11 protein-coding genes and 1 tRNA gene are annotated in these 24,287 nt (G+C 74.0%); 11 read left to right on the top strand and 1 reads right to left on the bottom strand.

Annotated features, from left to right (window positions below; genetic code table 11):
• The first annotated feature begins 48 nt into the window (after window positions 1-48).
• Window positions 49-249, top strand: coding sequence for a hypothetical protein (locus ACOJVX_RS18960; RefSeq protein WP_026419858.1), 201 nt, complete (start codon window positions 49-51; stop codon window positions 247-249).
• Between the two features lie 546 nt (window positions 250-795).
• On the opposite strand, the gene ACOJVX_RS18955 is transcribed toward ACOJVX_RS18960, so the two are convergent.
• Window positions 796-1,578 (bottom strand): trans-aconitate 2-methyltransferase, encoded by a 783-nt coding sequence (locus ACOJVX_RS18955; RefSeq protein WP_422646970.1) that lies wholly within the window; start codon window positions 1,576-1,578, stop codon window positions 796-798.
• 757 nt (window positions 1,579-2,335) lie between these two features.
• Between ACOJVX_RS18955 and ACOJVX_RS18950 the strand changes: the two genes are divergently transcribed.
• From ACOJVX_RS18950 to ACOJVX_RS18905, 10 genes are all read left to right on the top strand, one after another.
• Window positions 2,336-3,460, top strand: coding sequence for an SDR family oxidoreductase (locus ACOJVX_RS18950; protein WP_035292707.1), 1,125 nt, complete (start codon window positions 2,336-2,338; stop codon window positions 3,458-3,460).
• A 14-nt stretch (window positions 3,461-3,474) separates the two neighbouring features.
• Complete coding sequence (locus tag ACOJVX_RS18945) at window positions 3,475-5,091, top strand: PfaD family polyunsaturated fatty acid/polyketide biosynthesis protein (protein ID WP_026419860.1); 1,617 nt, start codon at window positions 3,475-3,477, stop codon at window positions 5,089-5,091.
• A 30-nt stretch (window positions 5,092-5,121) separates the two neighbouring features.
• Complete coding sequence (locus tag ACOJVX_RS18940) at window positions 5,122-10,659, top strand: SDR family NAD(P)-dependent oxidoreductase (RefSeq protein ID WP_422646969.1); 5,538 nt, start codon at window positions 5,122-5,124, stop codon at window positions 10,657-10,659.
• Between the two features lie 4 nt (window positions 10,660-10,663).
• On the top strand, window positions 10,664-16,345 hold the full coding sequence (locus ACOJVX_RS18935) for a hypothetical protein (RefSeq protein ID WP_422646968.1): 5,682 nt from the start codon (window positions 10,664-10,666) through the stop codon (window positions 16,343-16,345).
• A 193-nt stretch (window positions 16,346-16,538) separates the two neighbouring features.
• A complete protein-coding gene (locus ACOJVX_RS18930; protein WP_422646967.1) occupies window positions 16,539-17,048 on the top strand; it encodes a hypothetical protein in 510 nt (169 codons plus the stop codon).
• 33 nt (window positions 17,049-17,081) lie between these two features.
• A complete protein-coding gene (locus ACOJVX_RS18925; RefSeq protein ID WP_026419862.1) occupies window positions 17,082-17,564 on the top strand; it encodes a DUF421 domain-containing protein in 483 nt (160 codons plus the stop codon).
• Between the two features lie 143 nt (window positions 17,565-17,707).
• A tRNA-Asn gene (locus tag ACOJVX_RS18920) sits at window positions 17,708-17,780 on the top strand.
• A 667-nt stretch (window positions 17,781-18,447) separates the two neighbouring features.
• Window positions 18,448-19,032: a TetR/AcrR family transcriptional regulator gene (locus ACOJVX_RS18915; RefSeq protein WP_418153690.1), complete on the top strand. Its 585-nt coding sequence runs from the start codon at window positions 18,448-18,450 to the stop codon at window positions 19,030-19,032.
• A gap of 79 nt (window positions 19,033-19,111) precedes the next feature.
• Complete coding sequence (locus tag ACOJVX_RS18910; RefSeq protein ID WP_035292713.1) at window positions 19,112-20,053, top strand: SDR family NAD(P)-dependent oxidoreductase; 942 nt, start codon at window positions 19,112-19,114, stop codon at window positions 20,051-20,053.
• Between the two features lie 507 nt (window positions 20,054-20,560).
• A complete protein-coding gene (locus ACOJVX_RS18905; RefSeq protein WP_422646966.1) occupies window positions 20,561-24,214 on the top strand; it encodes a S8 family serine peptidase in 3,654 nt (1,217 codons plus the stop codon).
• The last annotated feature ends 73 nt before the right edge of the window (window positions 24,215-24,287 follow it).

Here is a 24,287-nt window from a genome sequence, read left to right as displayed (position 1 = left end):
GCTGCGGGTGCGGCGAGCCCCGCGTAGCCTGACCACCGAGGAGGCAACATGATCAAGATCGCGATCGGTGCCGCCGTCGGCTACGTCCTGGGGGCGAAGGCGGGGCGGGCACGCTACGAGCAACTGGTTCGCGCCTACCAGCAGGTCGTCAACCACCCCACGGTCCGCACGACCGTGGACTCGGCGTCGGCCAAGGTACGTGACCTGGCCCGTCGGACCTCCGCCCGCTACAGCGAGACGGACATCTGACGGCCCTCGGCGACGAGGGCGCGTGGGCGGGCCTACCGCGTGGGCGGCCCGCCCACCCGCTTCGAGGGGCGGACCCCCGCTCCGGGGTGGTCGGGCCTCCCCGCTCGGGTGGGCCGGCGGCGGTGGACGGGGTCGCCTGGGCCAGTCGTCGGTGCCGCGCCCCTCGGCCCTCGCCCCGGCGGTCGCGGTGACGGCGGTGCTGGGCGAGGCGTGCCAGCGCCGGGGGGAGCGTGGTGGCCCGCCGCCCGCACGGCGGGCGGCGGCCGGGCGTCGCGGAGGTCGGAGCGGAACCACGTCGTCCCGCGCGGGCTGGCCGTGGACCGACGGTCGGCGCGGTCGATCTCCGGTGCGCCCTGCTCCGAACGGGGACGGCCCCGTGACGCGCGCTTCGGGAGTTCCGTCCCGGCCCGGCCGCCTCCCGATCCGCGAGGCCGGTGCCCTGATGCCCGGGCCGCGCCCGAACGCGGCCCGGAACCCCCTTCCCGGTGGGAACGGCACCCCTCGTGGCCACCACGCCGGCACGGTCGGTGGTGGCTCACGGCCCGGTCAGCCCCGCGGGGTGGTCGCCACGACGAAGATCCGCCGGAAGGGGAACCACGTCGTGCCGTCCGCCCGACGCGGATAGGCCTCCCGGAGCAGCGGGGCGAGGTCCTCTCGGAACTCACGCCACCCGGCGTCGTCGAGCTGGGTCCGCACCGGACGGAGTCCCGTTCCGCTGAGCCATTCCAGGACCGGGTCCTCGCCGGTCAGCCGCTGGAGGTAGGTGGTCTCCCACGCGTCGACCGCGCACCCGGCCGCCGCCAGGAGGTCGCCGTACTCGGCGGGGGTGGAGACGACGTCGGCGCGGGCGACGAGCGCGTCGCCGAGCCGTTCCCGCCAGCGGGTCGTGGTGGCGACCTGGCGGGCGCTGACGTGCGCGGGGCTGCCCTGGTTCCCGGGGACCTGGAAGGCGATGGTCGCGCCAGCCGGGAGCTCCCGCGTCCAACGGCGGAGCAGCTCCCGGTGCTCGGGGACCCACTGGAGGAGGGCGTTGGCGACGACGACGTCGGTGTCCGGGCTCGGGTGCCACTTCCGGACGTCTCCCAGCTCCGCCGCCAGTCCGAGCGCGCGGGCCTCCTCGACCATCTCGGGCGAGGAGTCGAGCGCCTCGACCGTGGCGGTGGGCCACCGGCGAGGTAGGTCGGCGGTGAGGTTGCCGGGGCCGCAGCCGAGGTCGACGACCCGGCGGGGCGCGGTCGTCCTGACCCGGGCGAGCAGGTCGTGGAAGGGGCGGCCCCGCTCCTCGGCGAAGGTGAGGTAGGTGGCGGGGTCCCACTGGGGGTTCTGCATCAAGCCTCCAAAACCGTACGTACGTTTTTTATACTAGGCGGGGTGGAGCGAGTTCGGGAAGGGGTCGGTCGTGCGGATCGCGAAGCCCGTCGCGGCCGGGCCCCGGGGAGCGCACCCCCGGCGGGGAACGGGGCGTCTCCGCGTTCGCCGTCGCCCACGGGGTCGGGTGGTCCGATCCTCCCGCCGGCTCCCCGCGTGACGGAGGCGGCCGTCGCGTTTTCACTCGAACGGTTCACATTCGTGTGGGCCGTCGGTCCGCTTCCGGAAAGGTCTCGGGTCGCGGGGCGAATTCCCGGTTCCCGTCGTCGGCGGCGTTCGAGACCCACCTCGACCGCCGTGGCGGTCCCGGGCGGGGCGGCCCGTCCCGGACCCGGCCCTCGAGGGCGTACCGGCTCCGTTGGCCCGCCATCTCCCCTCCCGGAACTGGATGTGCCGCCGAAGCGATCCCGGTGCGCGGGTGGGCGTGAGGCATCGGGGTTCGGGGGAGTCGCAGGTAGGGCGGCCAGGGGGACGCTGGAGTGGTGCCGGTCCCATATTCCCCGACCGGTGGATCGCTCATGGTGCGGAACTGGGCGGTGACCGGCCGAGAATGTCGACGGAAACGATGCACTTCTGGCATTGGAGTGAATTGACTGCACTGTGGTGTGCAATAGATCGAGTGCTAGGCCAGTAGCGTGAAGTGGTCTCTGTCGCCATTCCCGCTCCTGTGATTGTCTTTCGTCTGCTTCTGGGGAATGGACGAAGGAGAACGCGGGTCATGACGGTCGCCATCACCGGAGCCACCGGTTTCCTCGGCATACACCTGGTCCGCGAACTGTTGGCCGAACACGACGAGTTGATCGTCCTGGTGCGCTCCTCCGGCCCGACCGCCCTCCGGCGGCTGATGCGCTTCTACGCCGAACTCGGCACGACACCGGCGGAGGTCCGCGACCTCCGGACCCGGCTGCGCCTTGTGCCGGTCGACCTCACCGCGCCGGGGCTCGGACTGCGGCCCCCCGCCTTCCGCGCGCTCGCCGACGAGATCGACGCTCTCTGGCACAGCGCGGGCGACACCGATCTCGGCGGTGGGCTGGCCGACCTGAGACGGACCAACCTCGACGGGACCCGGGGCGTCCTGGCCCTGGCCCTGGCCGGCGAGCGCAGGCCGCGGGTGTACCACGTGAGCACCGCGTTCGTCGCCGGCCGTCGCCGGCACGGCACCGTGGAAGAGGACGACCTGGACGACAGCCACGGCTTCGAGAACTTCTACGAGCAGTCCAAGTTCGAGGCCGAGGTGCTGGTCCGCCGGTGGGCCACCGAACACGCCAGGCCGGTGGCGGTCCTCCGCCCGAGCGTCCTGGTCACCGATCGGGCCTTCCGGGGCCCGCGTCCAGGGCACCCGGTCGGGATCCTGCTCCGCAGGATGGCCGACACGGTCCGCCAGCACCAGGAGCCCTCCACCGGGCGGGGGTCGGCCAGGACGGAGGTCCGCGTCGTCGGGGACCACGAGGCGCGGTTGAACTTCCTCCCCGTGGAGAAGGCCGCGCGGATGATGGTGCGGCTCGCGGCCAGCGGGACCACCGGCCTGGTCGACACCTACCACGTCGTCGCCCGGGACGACGTGTCCGTCCTGCTCCTCACGGGTCTCGTCGAACGGTTCCTACCACTGCGGATCCGCCTCGTCTCCGAGTTACCCGCGCCGCTGTCCGCCCTGGAGTTCGCGACCAGCCTGCAACCAGCCCTCGCCGGCTACCTGCTGCACCACCGTCGACTCGACGCCTCCCGGACCTGGTCCCGGCTCGGTGGGACCGCCGGAACCAGCGAGCCGTCCCCTCCCCGGATCGACCTGGACTACCTGTCCGCGGCGATGCGCCGGCCACCGCTGCTGGGCGCGAGCGACTGACCGGAGGAGCACCGATGGCCGTGTCACCCCCGCACCCCTCGACCAACCTCCCGACCTGGCGGCCGGCCGAACTGCCGCCGGCCTTCACCGCCCACGAGCTCCCCGACGCCCTGCACCGCATCCGGGAACCCCTGCACGTCGTCCGCGACCGGGACGGCCACTACGGGCTCGGCGTCGGCGGCGGACCGGGCAGCGGGCCGCACGGGTACCCACTGGTCGGCTCCCTCCCGCCCTCCTACCCCGAATGGCTGGGCGACCGCTCCTTCCTCGACGCCCACGGGGTCCGCTTCCCCTACGTCGCCGGGGAGATGGCCAACGGGATCGCCGGCACCCGGATGGTGACCGCCCTGGCCAGGGCGGACCTGCTCGGTTTCCTCGGGGCCGCCGGTCTCGGCCTGACCGAGGTCGGGAAGGCGGTGGACGAGCTCGTCGCGGCCCTGCCCGGCCGCCGGAACTGGGGGGTCAACCTGATCCACTCGCCCGCCGAACCGGACCTCGAACGGGCGGTCGCGGAGCTGCTGCTGGACCGCGAGGTGCCCTGCGTCTCGGTGTCGGCGTTCATGGACCTCACCCCGACCGTCGTCCGCTGCGCGGCCACCGGACTCCGCCGGGGGTCGCGAGGGGAGGTGCTGCGCCGCACCCGGATGTTCGCCAAGGTGTCGCGCCCGGAGACCGCCGCGCTGTTCCTGGCACCGGCTCCCGACCGACTGCTGCGCGGGCTGGTCGACAGGGGCGAGCTGACACCGGAGGAGGCGGCCCTGGCCGCCACCGTTCCGGTGGCCGAGGACGTCACCGTCGAGGGGGACAGCGGAGGTCACACGGACAACCGGCCGCTGGGGTGCGTGCTGCCGGTCGTCCTCGGCCTCCGTGACGAGCTGACCCGCCGCCACGGCTACCGGCGTCCGGTCCGGGTCGGGGCCGCCGGCGGACTGGGCACCCCCGAGGCGGTGGCGGCCGCGTTCGCGCTCGGCGCCGCCTACGTCGTGACCGGTTCGGTGAACCAGGCCTCGGTCGAGGCGAACCTGTCGCGGGAGGCCAAGGACATGCTCGCCAAGGCCGAGGTCACCGACGTCACGATGGCCCCCGCCGCGGACATGTTCGAGCTGGGCATCAGCCTCCAGGTGCTGCGCAGGGGCACCCTCTTCCCCTCCCGCGCCGGTCGGCTGCGGGTGCTCTACGAGTCGTACCCGTGCCTGGAGGCGCTGCCCGGCCCCGTGCGGGACACCCTCGAACGGGAGGTGCTGCACGCGTCCCTCGACGAGGTGTGGGCCAGGACCCGCCGGTTCTGGGAGCGGAGGAACCCGGCCGAACTCGTCAGGGCGGAGGGCGACCCCCGGCACCGCATGGCCCTGGTGTTCCGGTGGTACCTCGGCAGTTCCAGCCGGTGGGCCATCGAGGGCGCGGAGGACCGGCGGCTCGACTACCAGCTGTGGTGCGGTCCGGCGATGGGGGCCTTCAACCGGTGGGCGGCCGACGGGTGGCTCGCCGACCCCGAGAACCGGTCCGTCGTGCAGATCGCCCGGAACCTGCTGGAGGGGGCCGCCGTCGTCACCCGGGCCCACCAGGCCAGGACCCTCGGGGTCCCCGTGCCGGCGCACGCCCTCCGATTCCGATCCCGACCGCTCGGTTGACGGCCGGCCGGACCGACAGAGAGGCCCACGATGTCATCTGAACCGGCAACGCCCCCGATCGCCGTCGTCGGCCTCGGCGTGCTCACCCCCGGCGCGGTCGGGGTCGAGGACTTCTGGCGGATGGTGTTGGAGCGTCGGGACCTGATCACCGACGTCCCCCGCGACCGGTGGCTGGTCGAGGACTACTACGACCCCGACCCCTCGGCGCCCGACCACAGCTACGTGCGGCGGGGCGGTTTCCTGTCCGATGTCGACTTCGACCCGATGTCCTACGGGATACCCCCGTCCACCCTCGCGGCCACCGACACCTCGCAACTGCTGGCCCTCGTGGTGGCGCGGCAGGTCTTCGACGCGATCGGCCTCGACGGGGTCGACCGGGAACGGGTCGGCGTGATCCTGGGCGCCTCCACCCTGGACCTCATCCCCTACACGGCGACCCGCCTGCAGGGGCCACTGCTGCGCCGGGTGATGCGCGAGCACGGGCTGTCCCCGGGCGACACCGAGCGCATCGCCGAACGGGTGGCCGAGCTCATCCCGCCCTGGACGGAGTCGACGTTCCCCGGCGGCCTGACCAACGTCGTGGCCGGCCGGGTCGCCAACCGGTTCGACCTGCACGGGGTGAACCACACCACCGACGCCGCCTGCGCCAGCTCCTTCGCCGCGCTGGCCTCGGCGGTGGCGGAGCTGCGGCTGGGGCGTTCGGACCTCGTCCTCACCGGAGGGGTGGACACCTTCAACGACATCACCGCGTTCGTCGGGTTCAGCAAGACCCCGGCGTTGTCGCTGACCGGGGACTGCCGCCCGTTCTCGGATCGCGCCGACGGCACGATGCTGGGGGAGGCGTTGGGCATGCTCGCCCTGAAGCGGCTCGAGGACGCCGAACGGGACGGCGACCGGGTGCACGCCCTCATCCGGGGAGTGGGGGCGTCCTCCGACGGGCGGAGCACGTCGATCTACGCCCCCCTCGAACAGGGCCAGCGCCGGGCCCTGCGGCACGCCTACGCCGAAGCCGGCTACGGGCCGGAGACGGTCGAACTGGTGGAGGCGCACGGCACGGCCACGCGGGCGGGTGATGTCGCCGAGTTCACGGCGCTGCGCGCCGTGTTCGAGGAGACCGGTCGGGTCGACCGGCAGTGGTGCGCGCTCGGGTCGGTCAAGTCGCAGATCGGGCACACGAAGTGCGCGGCGGGCGCGGTCGGGTTGATCAAGGCGGTGCTGGCGGTCCAGCAGGGTGTCCTCCCGCCGACGATCAAGGTGGACCGGCCCAACCCGGAGCTGGGCGTGGACGACAGCCCGTTCCACGTGAACACCCGAGCCCGTCCCTGGGTCCGGTCGGCTGACCACCCGCGGCGGGCCGCGGTGTCCAGTTTCGGTTTCGGCGGCAGCAACTTCCACGTCACCGTGGAGGAGTACCGGCCCCCGGTCGGAACGGGGGGCCGGCCGGCATGGCGGGTGCGGTCCTGCCCCGCCGAGCTCGTCCTGGTGTCCGCCGGCGGCCCGTCGGAGCTGGCCGAGGCGGCCCGCGCCCTGGACACCGGCCAGCCGCTGGCGGACCTCGCGCGCCGGTCCCAGGCGGACTTCCGGCGGGAGGCGCCCGCCCGGCTCGCCGTCGTCGTCGAGGCCGGTGGGGTCGACGCGCTCGGCGAGGCGGCCGACCTCGTGGAGCGCCGGCCCGACTCGTCCTTCGCGACTCCGGCCGGCTGGCACTACGGCGTCGGAGCGGTGAGCCCGGGGCGGGTCGGATTCCTGTTCCCGGGGCAGGGCAGCCAGTACGTCGGCATGGGCGCGGACCTGGCGGTGCACCTCTCCTCCGGGCGGGAGGCCTGGGACGAGGCCGCCGATCTCGACTTCGGGCCGGAGCTGCGCGATCGGGTCTTCCCGCCGCCCTCGTTCTCCGAGGACGAACTCCACGAGCGGCAGGAGCGGCTGACCGCCACCGGGTGGGCGCAGCCGGCGCTCGCGGCGCACTCCGCCGCGCTGTTGCGGGTGCTGCGTTCGGTCGGCCTGCGTCCCGACTGCGTGGCGGGACACAGTTTCGGGGAGGTCACCGCCCTGCACGCCGCCGGCGCCTTCGACCTCGCCTCCCTGCTGCGGATCGCTCGGCGTCGCGGCGAGCTGATGGAGGCGGTGCCCGGGGACCCGGGCGTGATGCTGGCGGTCAGCGGACCCGCGGAGCGGGTGGCGGCGGTGTTGGGGGACCACCCGGGCTCGCGGGTGTGGGTGGCCAACCACAACGCGCCGGACCAGGTGGTGATCGCGGGGGCCTCCGAGGCGGTGGCCGAGCTGGCCACGGCGCTGGCCGCCGAGGGGTTCTCCTCGACACCCCTGCGGACGGCGGCGGCGTTCCACACCCCCCTGGTGGCGGCGGTGACAGATCCCCTGGCCGCCTTCCTCGCCGAGATGGAGGCGCGGCCGCCCGGGGTCGAGGTGTTCGGGGGCGCCGACGCCCGGCCGTACCCGAGGGAGCCGGACGAGGTCCGCCGTCGCCTCGTGGAGCAGGCGACCCGGCCGGTGCTCTTCACCCAGGTGGTCGAGGAGATGTACGGCGCCGGTGTCCGCACCTTCGTCGAGGTCGGACCCTCGGCGGTGCTCACCGGTCTGGTGGGGCGTGTCCTGGCGGACCGCGACCACCTGGCGGTGCCTTTGGACCGACCAGGGCGGTGCGGCGTCAGGGTGCTGTGGGACGGCCTGGCGCGGCTGGCGGTCGCCGGGGTCCCACTGGACCGCACACAGCTGTGGGCGGGCTACGGCCCGACCCGGACAGGAACGGAGGTCGTGCCCAGGATGACGGTGCGCATCAACGGTGGGAACTACGGACGCCCCTACCCGCCTCCGGACGGCTCCGGTGAGCTCCCCGGTCCACCGGCGGCCCATACCGCTCCTCCGGGCCCCTCGAACGGTTCCGGGGTCGGCGCGGTACCAGCCCCACCAGCCGAGCCGGCGACACCGGCCCCCGCCGCGGAGGTCGGCGCGGGCGGCGGGTTCACCGCCCCGCCGGAGTGGGGGCCCGGCGAACCGCCGTCGCCGCGTCCGCCGATCCGGTCGGTCGCCCCCGCGCACCCCGGCCCGCCGACGCGCGGTCCGGTCGACTCGCCGACCGCACCCGGAGCGACCACCCCCGGAGCGTCCGCGCCGAGCGCACCCGGGGCGCCCACGCCGCCCGCGACCAACGGGCACGGGCCCGTGCCCGACGTCCTCTCCGGAACGCTGGTACCGCCGACGCGCGTGCTGGGCTCCGGGTGGCTCCGGATCGTCGAGGAGGCCCAACGGCAGACGGCCCAGGCCCACGCGGACTTCCAGCGCATGCTCACCGAGAGCCACCTGACGTACCTCCGGATGGCCGAGTCCACCTTCACCGCGCTGCTCGCCGGGGGCGAGGCCGCTCCGGGGCGGCAGGCCGGTCCCTGGCCGCCGGCCCCCGCGGAGCCCCCGTCGACGCGGGCCACCCTCCCCACCCCGCCATCCCACCGCGTCCCGGAGCCCGCCGTGGAACCGTGGACGACGGTCGAGGCGCCCGGTGGGGGCGAGACCTGGGGCCCGACCGTCCCCACCGCGCCACCACCCCAGCGCACCGGGCCCGCCCCCGCCGTCGGGGAACCGCAGGTGGCCTGGGAAATGGCCCCAGCTCCCCAGGCCCCGGCCGCCGCTCCGCTGGTGCCCTCCTCCGAGCCCGGCCCGGCCCCGGTGGGAACCGAGCTGACCGCCCCGGCCCCGGCCGGCCGCGGCGCGGACCTCCCCGCGCTGGACCCGGAGCGGATCGAGGAGACCCTGCTGTCCGTGGTGGCCGACCGGACCGGGTATCCCGTCGACGTGCTCAACCTCGACATGGAGCTCGAGGCCGACCTCGGCATCGACTCCATCAAGAAGGTGGAGGTGTTCTCCTCCCTGCGGGAACTCGTCGGCGAGCTCGCCCAGGACGAACTCGCCGAGTGGGCGCGGCTGCGGACACTGCGGGAGGTGGCCGACCGGTTGGCGGGGCGCAGCGAGGGCACCTCGGCTCCGACAAGTTCGCTTCGCGTGGAGGAGGTGCCCGACCTCGCGCCGTCCCCGTCCCCCACCCCGCCAGACCTGGTGCGCCGGTTCGTCGTCGAGGCCCGGGAGGCGGTCGCGCCCGGCGAACCGACGCCCCGGCTCGGTGACGCGCCGATCGTCGTCACCGACGACGGCGGGGGGATCGCGCCGGCGCTGGTCGAACGGCTCCGGCGGCAGGGGATCGAGGCCACCGTGGTCGACGACGTCCCGGAGACCGCGTCGGCGGCGATCCTGCTGGGCGCGCTGACCGAGGACACCTCGCCCACCCGAGCCAGGGCGGTGAGCCGCGCCGCGCTCGCGGCGGCCCGCCGCCTCGCGCCCCGGGCGACCGAGCGCGGTGGACTGCTGGTCACGGTCCAGGACACCGGCGGGGACTTCGGCCTCGACGGCGGCGATCCGGCCCGGGCCTGGCTGGGCGGGCTGGCCGCGCTGGCCAGGACGGCCGCGCGGGAGTGGCCGTTGGCCTCGGTGCGGGCCCTCGACTGCGCGCGGGGCGGCCGTGGGCCGGAGCAGATCGCCGAGGCCCTCGTCACCGAGCTGACGGTCGGAGGCGCGACACCCGCGGTGGGGCTCCGGGCGGACGGGTCGCGCGTCGTTCCCGTCCCGGTCCCGGCGGCGGTCGTGCCCGACGTGGACCAGTCCCGGGTGAGCCCCGGGTCGGTGATCGTCGTGACCGGGGGCGCGCGCGGGGTGACGGCCGCCGCGATGCGGGCGATGGCCGAGGAGCACCAGCCCTACCTGGCCCTCATCGGTCGGACCGAGCTGGTGGAGGAACCGCCGGGTCTCGACGGTGCCACGGAGGAAGCCGACCTGGTCCGCTCGCTCGCCTCCTCGTGGGGCGACCGCGCGGACGGGCCACCGTCCCCCGCCGAGCTCGCCGCCGAGGCACGCCGGGTGCTCGCGGTGCGGGAGATCCGGGCCACGCTCGACGACCTGCGGGCCCTCGGGTCACCGGTGCGGTACCTGAGCGTCGACGTCCGCGACGAGGCGGCGGTGGCCGCCGCCCTCGACGAGGTGCGCCGTGACTGGGGCCCGATCACCGGCCTGGTGCACGGTGCCGGCACGCTCGCCGACCGGCTGTTGGCCGACAAGACCGACGAACAGTTCGACCGGGTCCTCGACACCAAGGTCGGCGGTCTGCGCGCCCTGCTGACCGCGACGGAGGACGACCCCGTGGAGTTGCTGTGCGTGTTCTCCTCGGTCGCCGGGTGCTTCGGCAACGCGGGCCAGGCCGACTACGCGATGGCCAACGAGGTCCTCGACCTGGTGGCGTCCTCGCAGCGCATCACCAGGCCCGACTGCCTGGTCCGTTCCCTCGCCTGGGGCCCGTGGCACGGCGGGATGGTCGGCCCGGCCCTGGCGGAGCGCTTCGAACGGGCCGGCGTGCCCCTGATCCCGCTGGGTGCCGGGGCCACCGCCTTCACCGAGGAGGTGACCGGGTCGGGGGCCGCGACCCGGGTGGTGCTCGTCGCGCCGGGAACGCTCGCCGCGTTCGGGGTGGACGCCGCCCCGGACGAGCACGCGGCGGGGCGGTGAGGGGATGGCCGTGGGTGGTGACCGGGAGAGGACCGGCGAGCCGGCGTCCCCGCTCCTCGGGCCGGTGGCGTCCCGCGTCTACTCGGGACGGGACCGGGCGGAGGTGCTGGCGGCACTGCGCGCCCGGGCCCGGTCGGATGTCGGCCCGGCCCGGCTGGTGGTCCTCCGGGACGGAGACGAGGACGCCGCCGGTCGGTGGCTGGCGGGGGGAGGGCCGGCGCCGTGCCCGCCCGGGGTGGCCTACCGCGACGCTCCCCTGGCCGGGCAGGTCGCCTTCGTCTACACGAACGCCGCCGCCAGCTACGCCGGCATGGGGGAGGAGTTCGCCCTGGCCTTCCCCGAGGTCGTGGACTCGGCGTCCCGCCGGACCGGGATGCCCGTCGGTGACGTGGCCTCCGGGGTGCCCGCCCGCATCCTGGGCGCGGGCCGGTTGGCGATCTGGCACACCGAGTTCTGCCTGACGCGGTGGGGCCTGCGGCCGGAGGCCGCCATCGGCTACTCCTCGGGTGAGGCCACCGCGCCCGTCGCGCTCGGTGCCTGGCGGGACTCGGCGGTGTTCACCGACACCGCGCGGGACTCCCTCTTCACGCGGGACCTCTCCGGTGAGTACCGGGCCGTCCGCCGCGCCTGGCGTCGCCAGGGGATCCCCGGTTCCCGCTGGTCCAGTTACCTCGTGCTGGCCTCCGCCGAGGCCGTGCGCGTCGCCCTCGCCGGCCGCCGGGCGGTGCACCTGCTCGCGGTGACCGCGCCGGACGTCTGCGTCGTCGGCGGTGAGAGCGAGGCCTGCGCCGAGGTGGTGCGCGGTATGGGCGGTGTCCACGCGATCCCGGTGGACTACCCGGTGGCGGCGCACGCGCCCGAGCTCGTCGAGGTCCGGGACCGGTGGTGGCGGCACCACCACCGGTCCACCACCGATCCCGGAGTCCGGTTCTACGGTGGCGCCGCGGCGGCTCCGGTGCCGGTGACGGCGGAGGGGTTCGCCGACGCGTTGACCGCGCAGGCCGTGGGAACGGTGCGTTTCGCCGAGGTGGTCGAGCGGGCGTGGGCCGACGGTGTGCGGTTCTTCCTGGAACAGGGGCCGGGTGCCCAGTGCACGGCATGGATCAGCCGGGTGCTGGCGGGACGGGACCACCTCGCGGTGGCCCTGGACGGGTCGCCGGGTCGCGCGGTGCGCCAGCTCGACCGGGTGGCCGCCGAGCTGCTCGCCGCCGGGCTCCGGCTGGCGCGGGGTGTCGTCGAGCCCGTGTCGGTGGGCGGCGGTGGCGGCGGACGGTCGGCACCCGCCGGGAGGGCGACCGGTCACGCCGAGGGCCGCGCCGACGGCCCCGTGGCACCCGAGGCAGGGCCGGAGGGGCCACCGGTCCGAGACGGTGCGGCCGTCCCGGTCGCGGTGGCGGACGCGGCCGGAACGATGCTGCCAGCGCCGTGGGTGCCCCCGGCCGCGAACTCGTCGCCGGTGGTGGGAGGGCCTGTCCACGGCGGGCCGCGCTCGCCGGCGGCTGGACCCGCGCCGATCACCGGGGCTGGCCTGTCGGCGCCCGCACCGGGAGCGACCCGGCGATCCGACGTGCCCGCCTCGCGCGCGTCGGTCGGGAGGACCACCGGGTCGTCGGCGGCGCCGAGGTCGGACTCGGAGGAGGTGTGGGACGCCGACCCGGACGCGCGACCGCTCGTGCTGGCGGCGGGGCTCCGCTCACGGCTGGTGGAGGCGCACCGGCGGCACCTCGCGGCTCTCACCGCCGCGCACCACGCGTTCCTGCGCGGTCGGGAGAGGGGGTTGTGGTCGGTGGTGCGACTGGCCGGGGCGTCAGCGACCCAGGGAGGGACGCTCGCCCCCGGAGGTGCGGTGGACCTCGGCGCGGCCGTGGGACACCTCACGGACCTGGTCCGCTCGGACAGCCCGGCACCCGAGCCGTGGGGCCAGCCCGTGGAGCGGGGTGCCCGTGGCGCGGTCGCGCCGTCGGGTCCCGTCACGCCGTCGGTCCCGCTGTTCGGCCGCGCCCAGTTGGAACGGATGGCCATCGAACCGCTGTCCCGCCACTTCGGTCCGCTCTTCGCCGCCCAGGACCGCTTCTCACGGTGGGTACGGCTGCCGAGCGGTCCGCTGTTGTTGGTGGACCGGGTCACCGGGCTCGACGGGGAGCCGGGCACGATGGGGCTGGGCTCGATCCGCACCGAGACCGACGTCCGACTGGACAGCTGGTGCCTCGACCCGGCCGGGCGGATGACCGCCGGGATGGTCATCGAGGCGGGCCAGGCCGACCTGCTGCTGATCAGCTGGCTGGGCGTCGACCTGCTCAACCGGGGCGAACGGGTCTACCGGCTGCTCGGTTGCGAGGTGACCTTCCACGGCCCGCTCCCGCGGCCGGGGGAGACGCTGCGCTACGACATCCACGTCGACCGGCACGCCGAACACGCCGGCACCCGGCTGTTCTTCTTCCACTACGACTGCCATGTCGGTGACGAACTGAGGGTGACGGTCCGCGAGGCGCGGGCCGGGTTCTTCACCGACGAGGAGCTCGCCGGGGTCGGCCCGACCCGGTGGGAGCCCGAGCGGCACCGTCCCTCGGCCGTCAGGCCGGTGACCTGGCCGCTTCACGTGTCCCCGGCCGGCCGGTTCGACCGGGACGCGGTGTTGGCGTGGGCGGAGGGGCGGCCCGTCGACTGCTTCGGCCCCGGCTGGGCGCTGGCGGCGGCGCACGTGCGGACGCCCAGGATCACCGACGCGCGGACCCTCCTGCTCGGCGAGGTCACCGAACTGGACCCCCACGGTGGGCCGTGGGGGGCGGGGTACCTGCGGGCGGAGACGCCGGTTCGGCGGGACGACTGGTTCTTCGACGGTCACTTCCCCCACGACCCGTGCATGGCGGGCAGCCTGATCCTGGAGGGCTGTCTCCAGGCGATGGCGTTCCACCTCACGGCGCTGGGGCTCACGCTCCGTCGGGACGGGTGGCGCTTCGAACCGGTGACGGGTCGCCCGGTGACCATGCGCTGCCGGGGTCAGGTCACCCCGGACAGCGCGCGGCTGCGGTACGAGGTGTTCGTGTCGTCGGTGACCGGGGAACCCGAACCCGCGCTGGTGGCCGACGTCGTGTGCTGGGTGGACGGCGTCATGGCGTTCCACGCCCGTGACCTCGCGCTGCGCCTGGTGCCGGACTGGCCCCTCGACCACTGGCGGCACCTGGGCCCACCTCGTGCCCAGCCCACCGGCGCCCCGGTCCCCCTCGTGGACCTCGGCGGGCTGCGCGACCACCGGGACCCGGTGCCGCCGGCGCGGTGGGGGGAGTTGTCCTTCGGGTACGCCGCCCTGCTCACCGGCGCCTGGGGGCGTCCCTCGGAGGCGCTGGGGCCGGGCTTCGCGGCGCTGGACGCGCGCCGCACACCCCGTTTCCCGGGGCCGCCGTACAACTTCCTGAGCAGGGTGACCGAGTTCGCCGGCGACGCCGGCGACGTGCCCACCGGGCTCACCGTGGAGTACGACGCGCCCCATCGGGCGTGGTACTTCGAGCAGAACGGGTGCCCGACGATGCCGATGGCGGCGTTGATGGAGGTCGCCCTCCAGGGGTGCGGGGTCCTGGCCGTCCAGCTGGCCCGGCCCACGCTGGTCGGTTCGGTCGAGGTCTTCTTCCGGAACCTCGACGGCGAGGGCACGGTCGTCGGGGAGGTCCGGCCCGGTGACGTGGTGGCGACCACCATCGAGGTGACCAACCACTCGCGGGCCGGGGAGATCACCCTCCTGTCGTTCTCCTTCGCCTCCTCGGTGGAGGGACGAGCGGTGTTCACCGGCACGGCGGTCTTCGGGTTCTTCCCCGAGGACTCCTTCCAGCAGCAGCCCGGGTTGCCGGCCAGCCAACGGGACCGGGATCGGATGCTGCTCCCCGGGGACGCGGTCGTCCACCTCGCCGAGTGGAGCGACCGGCCCGGCGCGTTGCGGCTGGCCGGTCCGATGTTGCGCTCGCTCGACCGGGTGACGGGGTTCTGGCCGGAGGGCGGTTCGGCGGGCCTGGGACGGTTGCGCGCCGAGAAGGACATCGTCGCCGACGCCTGGTACTTCAAGGCCCACTTCTTCCAGGACCCCGTCCAACCGGGTTCGCTCGGGGTGGAGGCGATGTGCCAGTTGCTCCAGTACTACCTGCTGCGGACGGTGGAACCGGCGGTGACCAGTCCCCGGTTCGAACCGGTGCGGCTGGGCCACCGGGTGAACTGGCGCTACCGGGGGCAGGTCCTGCCGACCGACCGGGTCGTCACGGTGGAGATGGACGTGCTCGACGTCGGGGTGGACGAGCGCGGCGTGTACGCGACCGCCGAGGCCTGGTTGTGGGTGGACGGCCGCCGCATCTACCACGTGCGTGACCTCGGGATGCGCATCGTCGAGGGGGATCCCGGGGGTGGGTCGGCTGGCGGACCGGGGCCCGGAGGGGGTGCCCGGTCGGGCCGTGGCGCCGGTGCGCCGGCCGCGTCGGGCCTGGTTCGGACACCGCCGCGTCCCCCCTCCGCCGGGGTGGCCGCAGGTGTGGACGCCGCCGTCGTGGTCCGGGAGGAGGTCCTGGACCCGGCCACGGACGGGTGGCTGGACGACCACCGGCCCACCTGGGTGCTCCCGGCGTTGCCGATGATGTCCACCGTCGACCGGCTCGCCGGCGCGGTCGCCGAGCACACCGGTGAACGGGTGCTGTCCCTGCGTGGCGTGCAGCTCAGGAGGTGGACACCCGTCACGGGGCCGCTGCGGCTGCGGACCTCCGTCGCCCGAGGGCCCGACGGGTACTCCGCCGAGCTGGCCGTCTGGCGGGAGGCGAGGACGGCCGAGCTGTCCCGTTTCGAGCCGGTGGCGACGAGCACGGTCCGGGTGGGCGCCCGACCGGGTCCACCGCCCGAGCCGTTCGCGCCGTTGGTGGACGCCGTCGCGCAACCCAACCCCTACGAGTCCGGGGCGCTCTTCCACGGCCCCAGCTTCCACTACCTGCGGTCGCTGTCCCTCGGTTCCACCGGCGCCTCGGCGGTGGTGGACCCGACGGCCGGATCGGTACCACGGGGCCACCTGCACCAGGGCGTGCTGGACACCCTGCCCCAGGCCATCCCGCACCAGGAGCTGTGGCGGTGGGCGCCCGAGGTCAGCCGCTCGGCGGTCTGCTTCCCCCATCGGGTGGAGTCCCTCGACCTGTTCGGGGAGGTGCCGGACGTGGGCCGGCTGGGGCTGGAGGTGCGGTTCGTGGGGTTCCCGGCCGGCCCGGCGCTGCCCACCTTCGACATCCAGCTCACCGGTGCGGACGGCGCTGTGCTGGTCGCCGTCCGCATGGTCGACGTGCTGGTGGAGACGGGGCTCCCCCCGGAGTCGCCGTTGCGCGACCGGCGCGCCTTCCTGCACCTGCGCCGCTACGCCGGCGGGCTCGGGTTGTCGCGCACCGACGGGGAGGCGACCGTGCTGTCGGCGGTCGACGTGGACGCGGCGGACCTCCTGCCGGGCACGGTGGCGGGACTCTACGGGCTTCCACCGGACCTGCGCGGACCGGCGCGGCTGGTCCGTGTGGCGGTGAAGGACCACCTCGCCCGGCGGCTGCGGGTGCACCCCTCGGAGGTGGTGGTCGCGGAGGACAACCGTTCCTGCTGGTCGGCGGGGGCGCCCGAGCGGTGCCACCGGGTGGGGGTGTGCCTGGACGGTGATCGGGTGGAGGTCCGTGACGCCTGACCGCCGTGGTGTCCCGCGCGGGGGCCGGCGGCCCGGCCTGGTCGCTCCGCCGCCCCAGCCCGGCGTGGCTGGCCGCGGGTCGCGCCCTCACCTCTGGGGGTGAAGTTCGCCGCCGGGAGGTGCTTCCCAGGGGCGGCAGGGGTATCCGCGCCTGGACGCGGTCTGTCGATCCGGCGAGGGGCGGGGAGGTGTGGTGGGCGCGGGCGAGGACTCTCCTCCCAACTGGTCGGTGAACCACCGGTCGGGGTCCCTGCGCTGGGAGAAACTCGCCCAGAACGGTGGCTGGCTGGTGATGGGCGTCATCGTCCTGGTGGGCCTCCTCGGCGGCTGGGGAGGAGGGCCGCTGAGCGACGCGACCGCGCGGGACGTCGGCAGCGGCCTGGCCATCGAGTACGACCGCTTCAGCCGGGCGACGGGGCAGAACGACCTGCGGCTCCGGGTTCCGGTGCCGAACGGGGCCGAGACGGTCGCGGTGCTCGTGTCGGCCTCGTACCTGTCCGACAACCAGGTCGAGTCATTGGATCCGGAGCCCTCGGAGGTCACGGCGTCCGAGGGGTCGGTCCGGTTCGACTTCCTCGTCGGGGAGGGAGCGGAGGTCGACGTCACCTTCGACCTCGCTCCGCAGGGGGCGGGCGCCCGGTCCGGATGGGTGAGCGTCCCGGGTGGGGACCGCGTCGAGTTCTGGCAGTTCGTCTACCCGTGAGCCCCTGGTCGGGCACATCCGGAGGAGGGAACCGTGCACTCAGTCCTCGCCACCACCGCCGTGTACCTCGGCATCCTGGTGTTGCTCCGCCTCACCGGCAAGCGCACCCTGGCCCAGGTCAGCACCCTCGACCTGATCCTGCTGCTCATCATCAGCGAGGCGACCCAGCAGGCGCTCATCGGGGATGACTTCTCGATCACGACCGCCCTGCTGGTGATCACGACGTTGATGTTCGTCGACCGCACGGCCGACTACCTGCGGTGGCGGTTCCGGCCGGTGGACCGCGTGCTCCAGGGGGCTCCCCTCGTCCTGGTCGACCACGGGAAGCCCGTCGACAGGCACCTGGCAGCCCAGCACATCACCGTCGACGACATCCTCACGGCGGCGCGGGAACGCCAGGGCGTGCACGGCCTGCACCAGATCCGGTACGCGGTGCTGGAGACCTCCGGTGCCATCAGCATCATCCCGACACCCGAGGCGGCCAGCGGGCCGGCGGGGCGTGGGCGCTGCGACTGACGGGATCCGGCACCCGACTGTGCCCGTCGTGCCTGGTCGCGCGCTGGGTAGGCGCTGGGTAGGGGGGTGCGTTCCTCGGGGTTTCCGGGGTGCGCTAAGGTATTCACCAGTCGGGCACTGAGTCCGACGACAACAGAAGACGGTCCTCCGTAGCTCAATTGGCAGAGCATTCGGCTGTTAACCGAAGGGTTGTTGGTTCGAGTCCAACCGGAGGAGCAGTACCCCAGGTCGCGGCCTGGGGTTTTTCGTGTGGGATCGCTGTGGGGAGTCCGGGGTCGGGGTGGAACACGCTCGACGCTCCACGCCCGGTCGCGCTCCCCGCGGGGAGGCCTGCGCTCCCAGTGGTGGTCCTGCCCGGAGGGTGGGTCGTAGGACTCCGACCAGTAGTCGGTGACGTGGTGGATCAGGCCGGCCTCGGACAACCTCGAGCCAGATGCGGGCGTCCATCCTTCGCCCCCATGCGCACGCCAGCCATACGGCGACGGGTGGCTGTGCCCCGCGACGATGCGGCGCGTCCGCGGGTGCCAGTCACCGGTGCGGTCCCGCCGAACTGGCGGAACGCGGGCTCCTCCCGGATCCGTTCGCGCATCCGAGGCATCCCGTGGACGCCGTCCTCGCCGAGCAGGTCGACGCTCCACGCCCGGTCCCGTCCTTCGATGCTGTCCACGGAGGCGGTCGCGGTGTACCGGGATCTCTCCGTCCGGTCCTTCCCGCGCGGGGCTGGCGCCCCGGTGCCGACAGGAGGTGCCGGTCCGGGGCAGCGGTCCCTGGGCCGGCCGCCGCGGCCTCCAGGTCCTGGCTCCCACCAGCCCCGGGTGCCCTCCGGTCGGGTGGGGGCTCGGTGTTGGTCGAACCCCGGCGGGCGCGGACTACCGTCGGCGCCATGAGCGAGCAGTCCTTCTCGGTGCATCCCGGGCCGTTGCGGGCGGACGCGGCCCGCAACCGCTACCGGATCCTGGATGCCGCGCGCGAGCTGGTCCGGGAGGGGGATGGCGGTCTTCCGCTCAACGTCGTCGCCCGGCGGGCCGGGGTTGGGGTGGGGACCGTCTACCGGCACTTCCCCACCAGCGGGGCGCTGCTGGAGTCGCTGGTGGCGGGGTCGCTGGACGCGCTGGTGGAGTCGGCGCGGGCGGCGGTGTCCATGGCCGACCCGGCGGCGGCGCTGGTGGCGTTCCTCGAGGGCGTGCTGCGCGGGCAGTTGGCCGACGAGGGGCTCCGGTTGGTGTTGACCCGTCCCGCGTTCGCCTGCGTGGAGACCGGGGAGCGGGTGCGGGAGCTGTTGGCGGCGCTGGCGGCGCTGTTGGAGCGGGCGATCCGGGCTGGCGTGGTGCGGCCGGAGATCACTCCCGACGACGTGCGCCGTCTGCTGATCGGTACGCAGGAGGCGGTTCGCGCGGGCACCGAGGTCGACGACCGCGCCGGGCTGTACCTGGGCATCCTGGTCGCGGGACTACGACCCGAGAGCTGATGGGGTCATCCGAATAGATGGACCTATCCGTTTGTGCGGTAGCGTGGGAACGTGACGTCCCTCTACCCGAGGAGAACCCATGCTTCCCTCGTCCCCGCGCCGGAGCCCCCGGGACATCCCGAACCTGCGTGGTCGCACCGCCGTCGTGACCGGAGCCACCAGCGGACTTGGCCATGTCATGGCCCGGGTGCTCGCCGAGCGCGGAGCCCACGTGGTCCTCGCCGTCCGGGACCTCGCCCGGGGGCGAGCGGCGAGCGCGGAACTGGTGGGTGACACCGAGGTGAGGCAGCTCGACCTCGGTGACCTCGCCTCGGTGCGTTCCTTCGCCGCCGCTCTGGCCGCCGACCACCACGGGGTGGACCTGCTCGTCAACAACGCGGGAGTCGGCTTCGCCGGTGCGCCGCCCACGGTCGAGGGTTTCGAGGGGGCGCTGGGGGTGAACCACCTCGGCCACTTCGTGCTCACCGGGCTGCTGATGCCGGTGCTGGAGCGGGGGAGCGGATCGAGGGTGCTCACGGTGGCCTCCGACTTCGCCCGGTACGGCCGGCTCGACCCGGACCGGCTGGACACCCACCTCTCCCCAGCCCGCGCCTACGCGCGCTCCAAACTGGCCAACGTCCTCTTCGGCGCCGAACTCGACCGGTTGCTGCGTGACGGCGGCTCCCCGGTGCGCAGCGTGCTGGCCCATCCGGGGATGACCCGCACTCCCATCCACGGCCGGGTGACCTCGGTGGTGGCGCGACTGGCGTTCGCCACGCCCGCCCAGCTGTTCGGCAGGAGCGTGGAGGAGGGTGCGCGGCCCCTGCTCCACGCGGCGGTGGGGCCGGAGCCCGAACCCGACGTCATGACGGGCCCCGGAGCGGGCCGGCGACCGCCCTCCGCGACACCCCTCACCGGTCGTCTCGCGGACCGCGAGCTGGCGGCGCGGCTGTGGGCGGCCTCGGAACGTCTCACCGGCGTCAGCTACCCGAGGGCCGTCGCCGCGCCGGACCGGGGCGCCGGGCGGCGGGACGACCGGTGAGGGCGGGGGCCGGCGGTACGGCGCACCCCGGTCGAGGGTGCCGCCGCTCCAGTTCCGCTCGTCGGAACGAGGGCTTCCCGGCCCCGGTGGCGGCCGCCGGTCCGTTGTCGTCGAGGTTGGTGAATCACCGACCCGGGGATTCGGGATCCGCTGCTCCCTGGTGACCGTTCGCGTTGGCCGCTCCGTCGGTAACGAGGTGAACAGCCGTCGTTCGGGTGAAAGAATGTCGTTGAGTTCACTATCGGTCGTCCATTTCGGCCTGGATTTCGCCGTTCCGATCCGGCGTTCCTGGCGGTCGCCCTCACATGGGCGTACGCGCCGGGCAGGTCAACGAACTTAAACAGTTTATGTGGCGGAAACAATTCGTTCTCGTCGGCGGCGACGAATTCGCTCCGTTGGGCTGAATGGCTTCTTGTGGCGTCGTCGGATTCGTCGGTTAGCTCGAAGGGACCACAGGCCCGGCTCCGAATTCCCGAAGCCGGGCGCCGTCCTGTTCGAGGAGGGTTGGTGTCCCACAGACGTAGTCCCGCCAGCCGGGAACGCAACTCCGTCAGAACGTCCCGAGGCCGAGCCGGTACCGCCGTCACGGCGTTGACCGCGATCACGGCAGCGCTCGTCGTGCCCCCGGCCGCCTCGGCCCAGGATGACGCCGCCGGCGACGTCCTCTCCGTCGATTCCGCCGTCACCCGTGCCCTGGATGCCAAGGGCAGCTCCGACGTCTGGCTCGTCCTGGAGGACCGGGCCGACCTCAGCGCCGCCGCCGAGACCACCGGCTGGGTGGAACGGGGCGAGGCGGTCGTGTCGACCCTGCGCGACCACGCGGCCCGAACCCAGAAGCAGGTGATCGGGCATCTGACCGAGGCCGATGCCGAGTTCAGCTCCTTCTGGATCTCCAACCGCGTCCTGGTCCGCGACGCCACCCGGGAGTTGCTGACCGGGCTCGACCGGTCCTCCGGTGTCTCACGGGTCACCCTGCCCGTCACCCTCGACGCGCCGGAACCGGTGGAGGAACGGCCAGCCCGGGTCTCGGTGGACGCCCTGGAGTGGGGGGTCGCCGAGATCAACGCCGACGCCGTGTGGAGCGACTACGGCGTCCGGGGTGAGGGCATCACCGTCGGCAGCATCGACACCGGGGCCCAGTACGACCACCCCGCCCTCGTGGACAGCTACCGGGGCAATCTGGGATCCGGCTTCGACCACGACCACAACTGGTTCGACCCGGCCTCGGTCTGCGGCAGCCCTTCCCCCGCCCCCTGCGACAACAACAGCCACGGCACCCACGTCACCGGCACTATGACCGGTGACGACGGTGGGGACAACCAGATCGGCGTCGCGCCCGGTGCCCAGTGGATCGCGGCGAAGGGCTGCGAGGCCAACGGGTGCACCGACGCCTCGCTGTTGGCCTCCGGGCAGTGGATGCTCGCCCCCACCGACCTGGCCGGTGAGAACCCGCGTGCCGACCTGCGCCCCCACGTGGTGAACAACTCCTGGGGCGCCTCCAACGGGCCGATCATCGACCCCTGGTACGACGACGTGGTCGCCGCCTGGAACGCCTCCGGAATCTTCGGGCTGTTCTCCAACGGCAACTCCGGGCCCAGCTGCGACACGGCCGGGTCGCCAGCCGACTCCCGGTACTCCTACGGCGTCGGCGCCTACGGGTCCACCGGGTCGATCGCCAGCTTCTCCAGCCGGGGACCCGGGTTCGACGGTGAGATCCGACCGCACATCTCCGCCCCCGGCGTGAGCGTCCGGTCGGCCACCCCCAACAGCTCCTACGGGCTCAAGAGCGGCACCTCGATGGCCGCGCCGCACGTCGCCGGTGCCGTCGCGCTGCTGTGGTCCTCGGCGCCCAGCCTCGTCGGGGACGTCGAGTCCACCCGGGACCTGCTCAACGGCAGCGCCATCGCGGTGGACGACACCAGCTGCGGTGGGACTCCGGAGAACAACAACGTCTGGGGCCACGGCAAGCTCGACGTGCTCGCGGCGGTCGGCGCGGCGCCCCGCGGCGACACCGGGGTCCTCGCCGGCAGCGTCACCAACTCCGCCACCGGGGACCCGGTGGCCGGGGCCCGCGTCTCGCTGGCCGGCCCGCTGGAGCGCGCCACCTCCGCCGACGCGGAGGGCCGGTTCTCCGCGACGGTGTCGGTCGGGGAGTACGAGGTCACCGTGTCGGCCTTCGGCTACGGCGAGTCCACCACCACCGCCACGGTCTCGCTCGACGAGACCACGTCCCTGGAGTTCGAACTCGACCCCGTGCCGACGCGGTCGCTGGTGGGTGAGGTGACCGACGCCAGGGGCGCACCGCTGCCCGGTGCGACGGTCGTGTTCGACGACCACGTCCTGCCCGCCGTCACCACCGACGACGAGGGCGGTTACGCCTTCGACGCGGTGCCCGAGGGCAGCTACGCCCTCACCGCGGCCGGCTCCGCCTGCGTCGAACCGGTGACCCGCGAGACCGTCGTCTCCGGTTTCACCAGGGTGCTGAACTTCCGGCTGCCCGACGTCACCGACGAGTACGGGCACTCCTGCCGGGTCGGCCAGGGCGACTACACCGAGGGCGAGACCAGGTTGGCGCTGACCGGCGACGACCGTTCGGAGACCGTCGACCTGCCCTTCGACTTCGACTTCTACGGCGAGACCTACGGCAGCGCGGCCGTCTCCACCAACGGCTTCCTCGCCTTCGAGGGCCCGGCGACGGCGTTCCTGAACGGGGCGCTGCCCAGCGCCTCGGCGCCGAACGCCGCCGTCTACCCGTTCTGGGACGACCTGAACGCCGACGCGAACTCCGGCATCTACACCCGGACGGCCGGGGAGGCCCCGAACAGGACCTTCCTCGTGGAGTGGCGCGAACTCACGTTCTTCGGCAGCGGCTCCCGGCGGGTGGACTTCGGGGTGACGCTCCACGAGGGCGGTGACATCGTCTTCGACTACCGCGACCTGGGCGAGGACGACGCCATCGAGCGGGGCGCCTCCGCGACGGTCGGCATCGAGAACGCCTCGGGGACCGTCGCCCTCCAGTTCTCCCACAACGCGGCCAGCCTGCGGTCAGGCAGCTCGATCACCTTCAGCCTGCCCGACAGCGGGTTCGTGACCGGTGCCGTCGTCGACGGCAACGACGGCGGGCCGGTGGCCGGGGCGCTGGTCGAGTTCCTCCAGCGCGGTGAGGTCGTGTCGACCACACGCACCGGGGACGACGGCACGTACCGCAGGCAGCTGCCCCTCGGCTACTACACGGTGGCGGTCAGCAAGGAGAACTACGTCGCGACCACCGGCACCGCCTACGTGGGCGAGTCCGGGGAACGGGTCAGCCACGACGCGACGCTGCGCACCAGCCGGGGCGCCACCAGCGTCGACCGGCTGGAGTGGCTGCTGCCCGGGGACACCACCCGGGAGGCCGAGATCACCGTGACCAACGTCGGCACCGAGCTGCTGACCTGGGAACTCACGCCCGACCCCGAGGCGGGCCCCGCCTCCAGGGCCATCGGGGTGCCCTGGCTGTCCCACGAGCTCACCAGTGGACAGCTGCGGCCCGGCCGGGCGGTCACCCTCGGGTTGGAGGTCGACACCGGCGGGCTCGCCCCTGGTGTCCACGAGGGGGTGGTGGCCTTCCGGACCAACGGTGGCCGGCAGGCGGTGCTGCGGGTGCCGGTGCGGCTCGTCGTGTCCGCGCACTGGCAGGCGGTGAACCCCGCCGGTGCCGCGCACACCGACTCGACCGGCATCGAGTGGGTCGCCGACCAGGCGTACCAGACGGGCTCCTTCGGGTATCTCGGTGACGACGTCACGACCGCCGAGGTCGACGAGTCGGTCGACATCCGGGACACCCGGGAGGACGCGGTCTACCGGAGTCAACTCGTGGGGCTGGAGGGCTACCGCTTCGACGCGCTGCCGGCCGGGACCTACGAACTGACGCTCGGTTTCGCCGAACTCGACCGGTCCCCCCGCCTCGACTGGCGACGTTTCGACGTCCAGCTCAACGGGCGGTACGTGCTCGTCGGCCACGACATCGCCGAAGCGGTCGGGGGACTGCGTGCCGACGAGCACACCACCACGGTCACCGTGGAGGAGGGCGGGTCGGTGGACCTGCGTTTCCTCGCCCGGCGGGGTTACGAGCCGCCGGTGCTCAACGCCGTCCAGCTGGTGCACCGACCTGACCTGTGAGCCGGTGGAGGTGACGTCGTCCGAGTCCCGGACGGCGGGGTGCGGGGGCGTCGGGGGAGACCCGGCGCCCCCT

Origin of the sequence: Actinoalloteichus caeruleus (assembly GCF_049311605.1) — a bacterium.
Lineage (GTDB): Bacteria > Actinomycetota > Actinomycetes > Mycobacteriales > Pseudonocardiaceae > Actinoalloteichus_B > Actinoalloteichus_B caeruleus.
The sequence above is the reverse complement of the archived record's forward strand: the minus strand, read 5'-3'. Positions and strand labels throughout refer to the sequence as shown.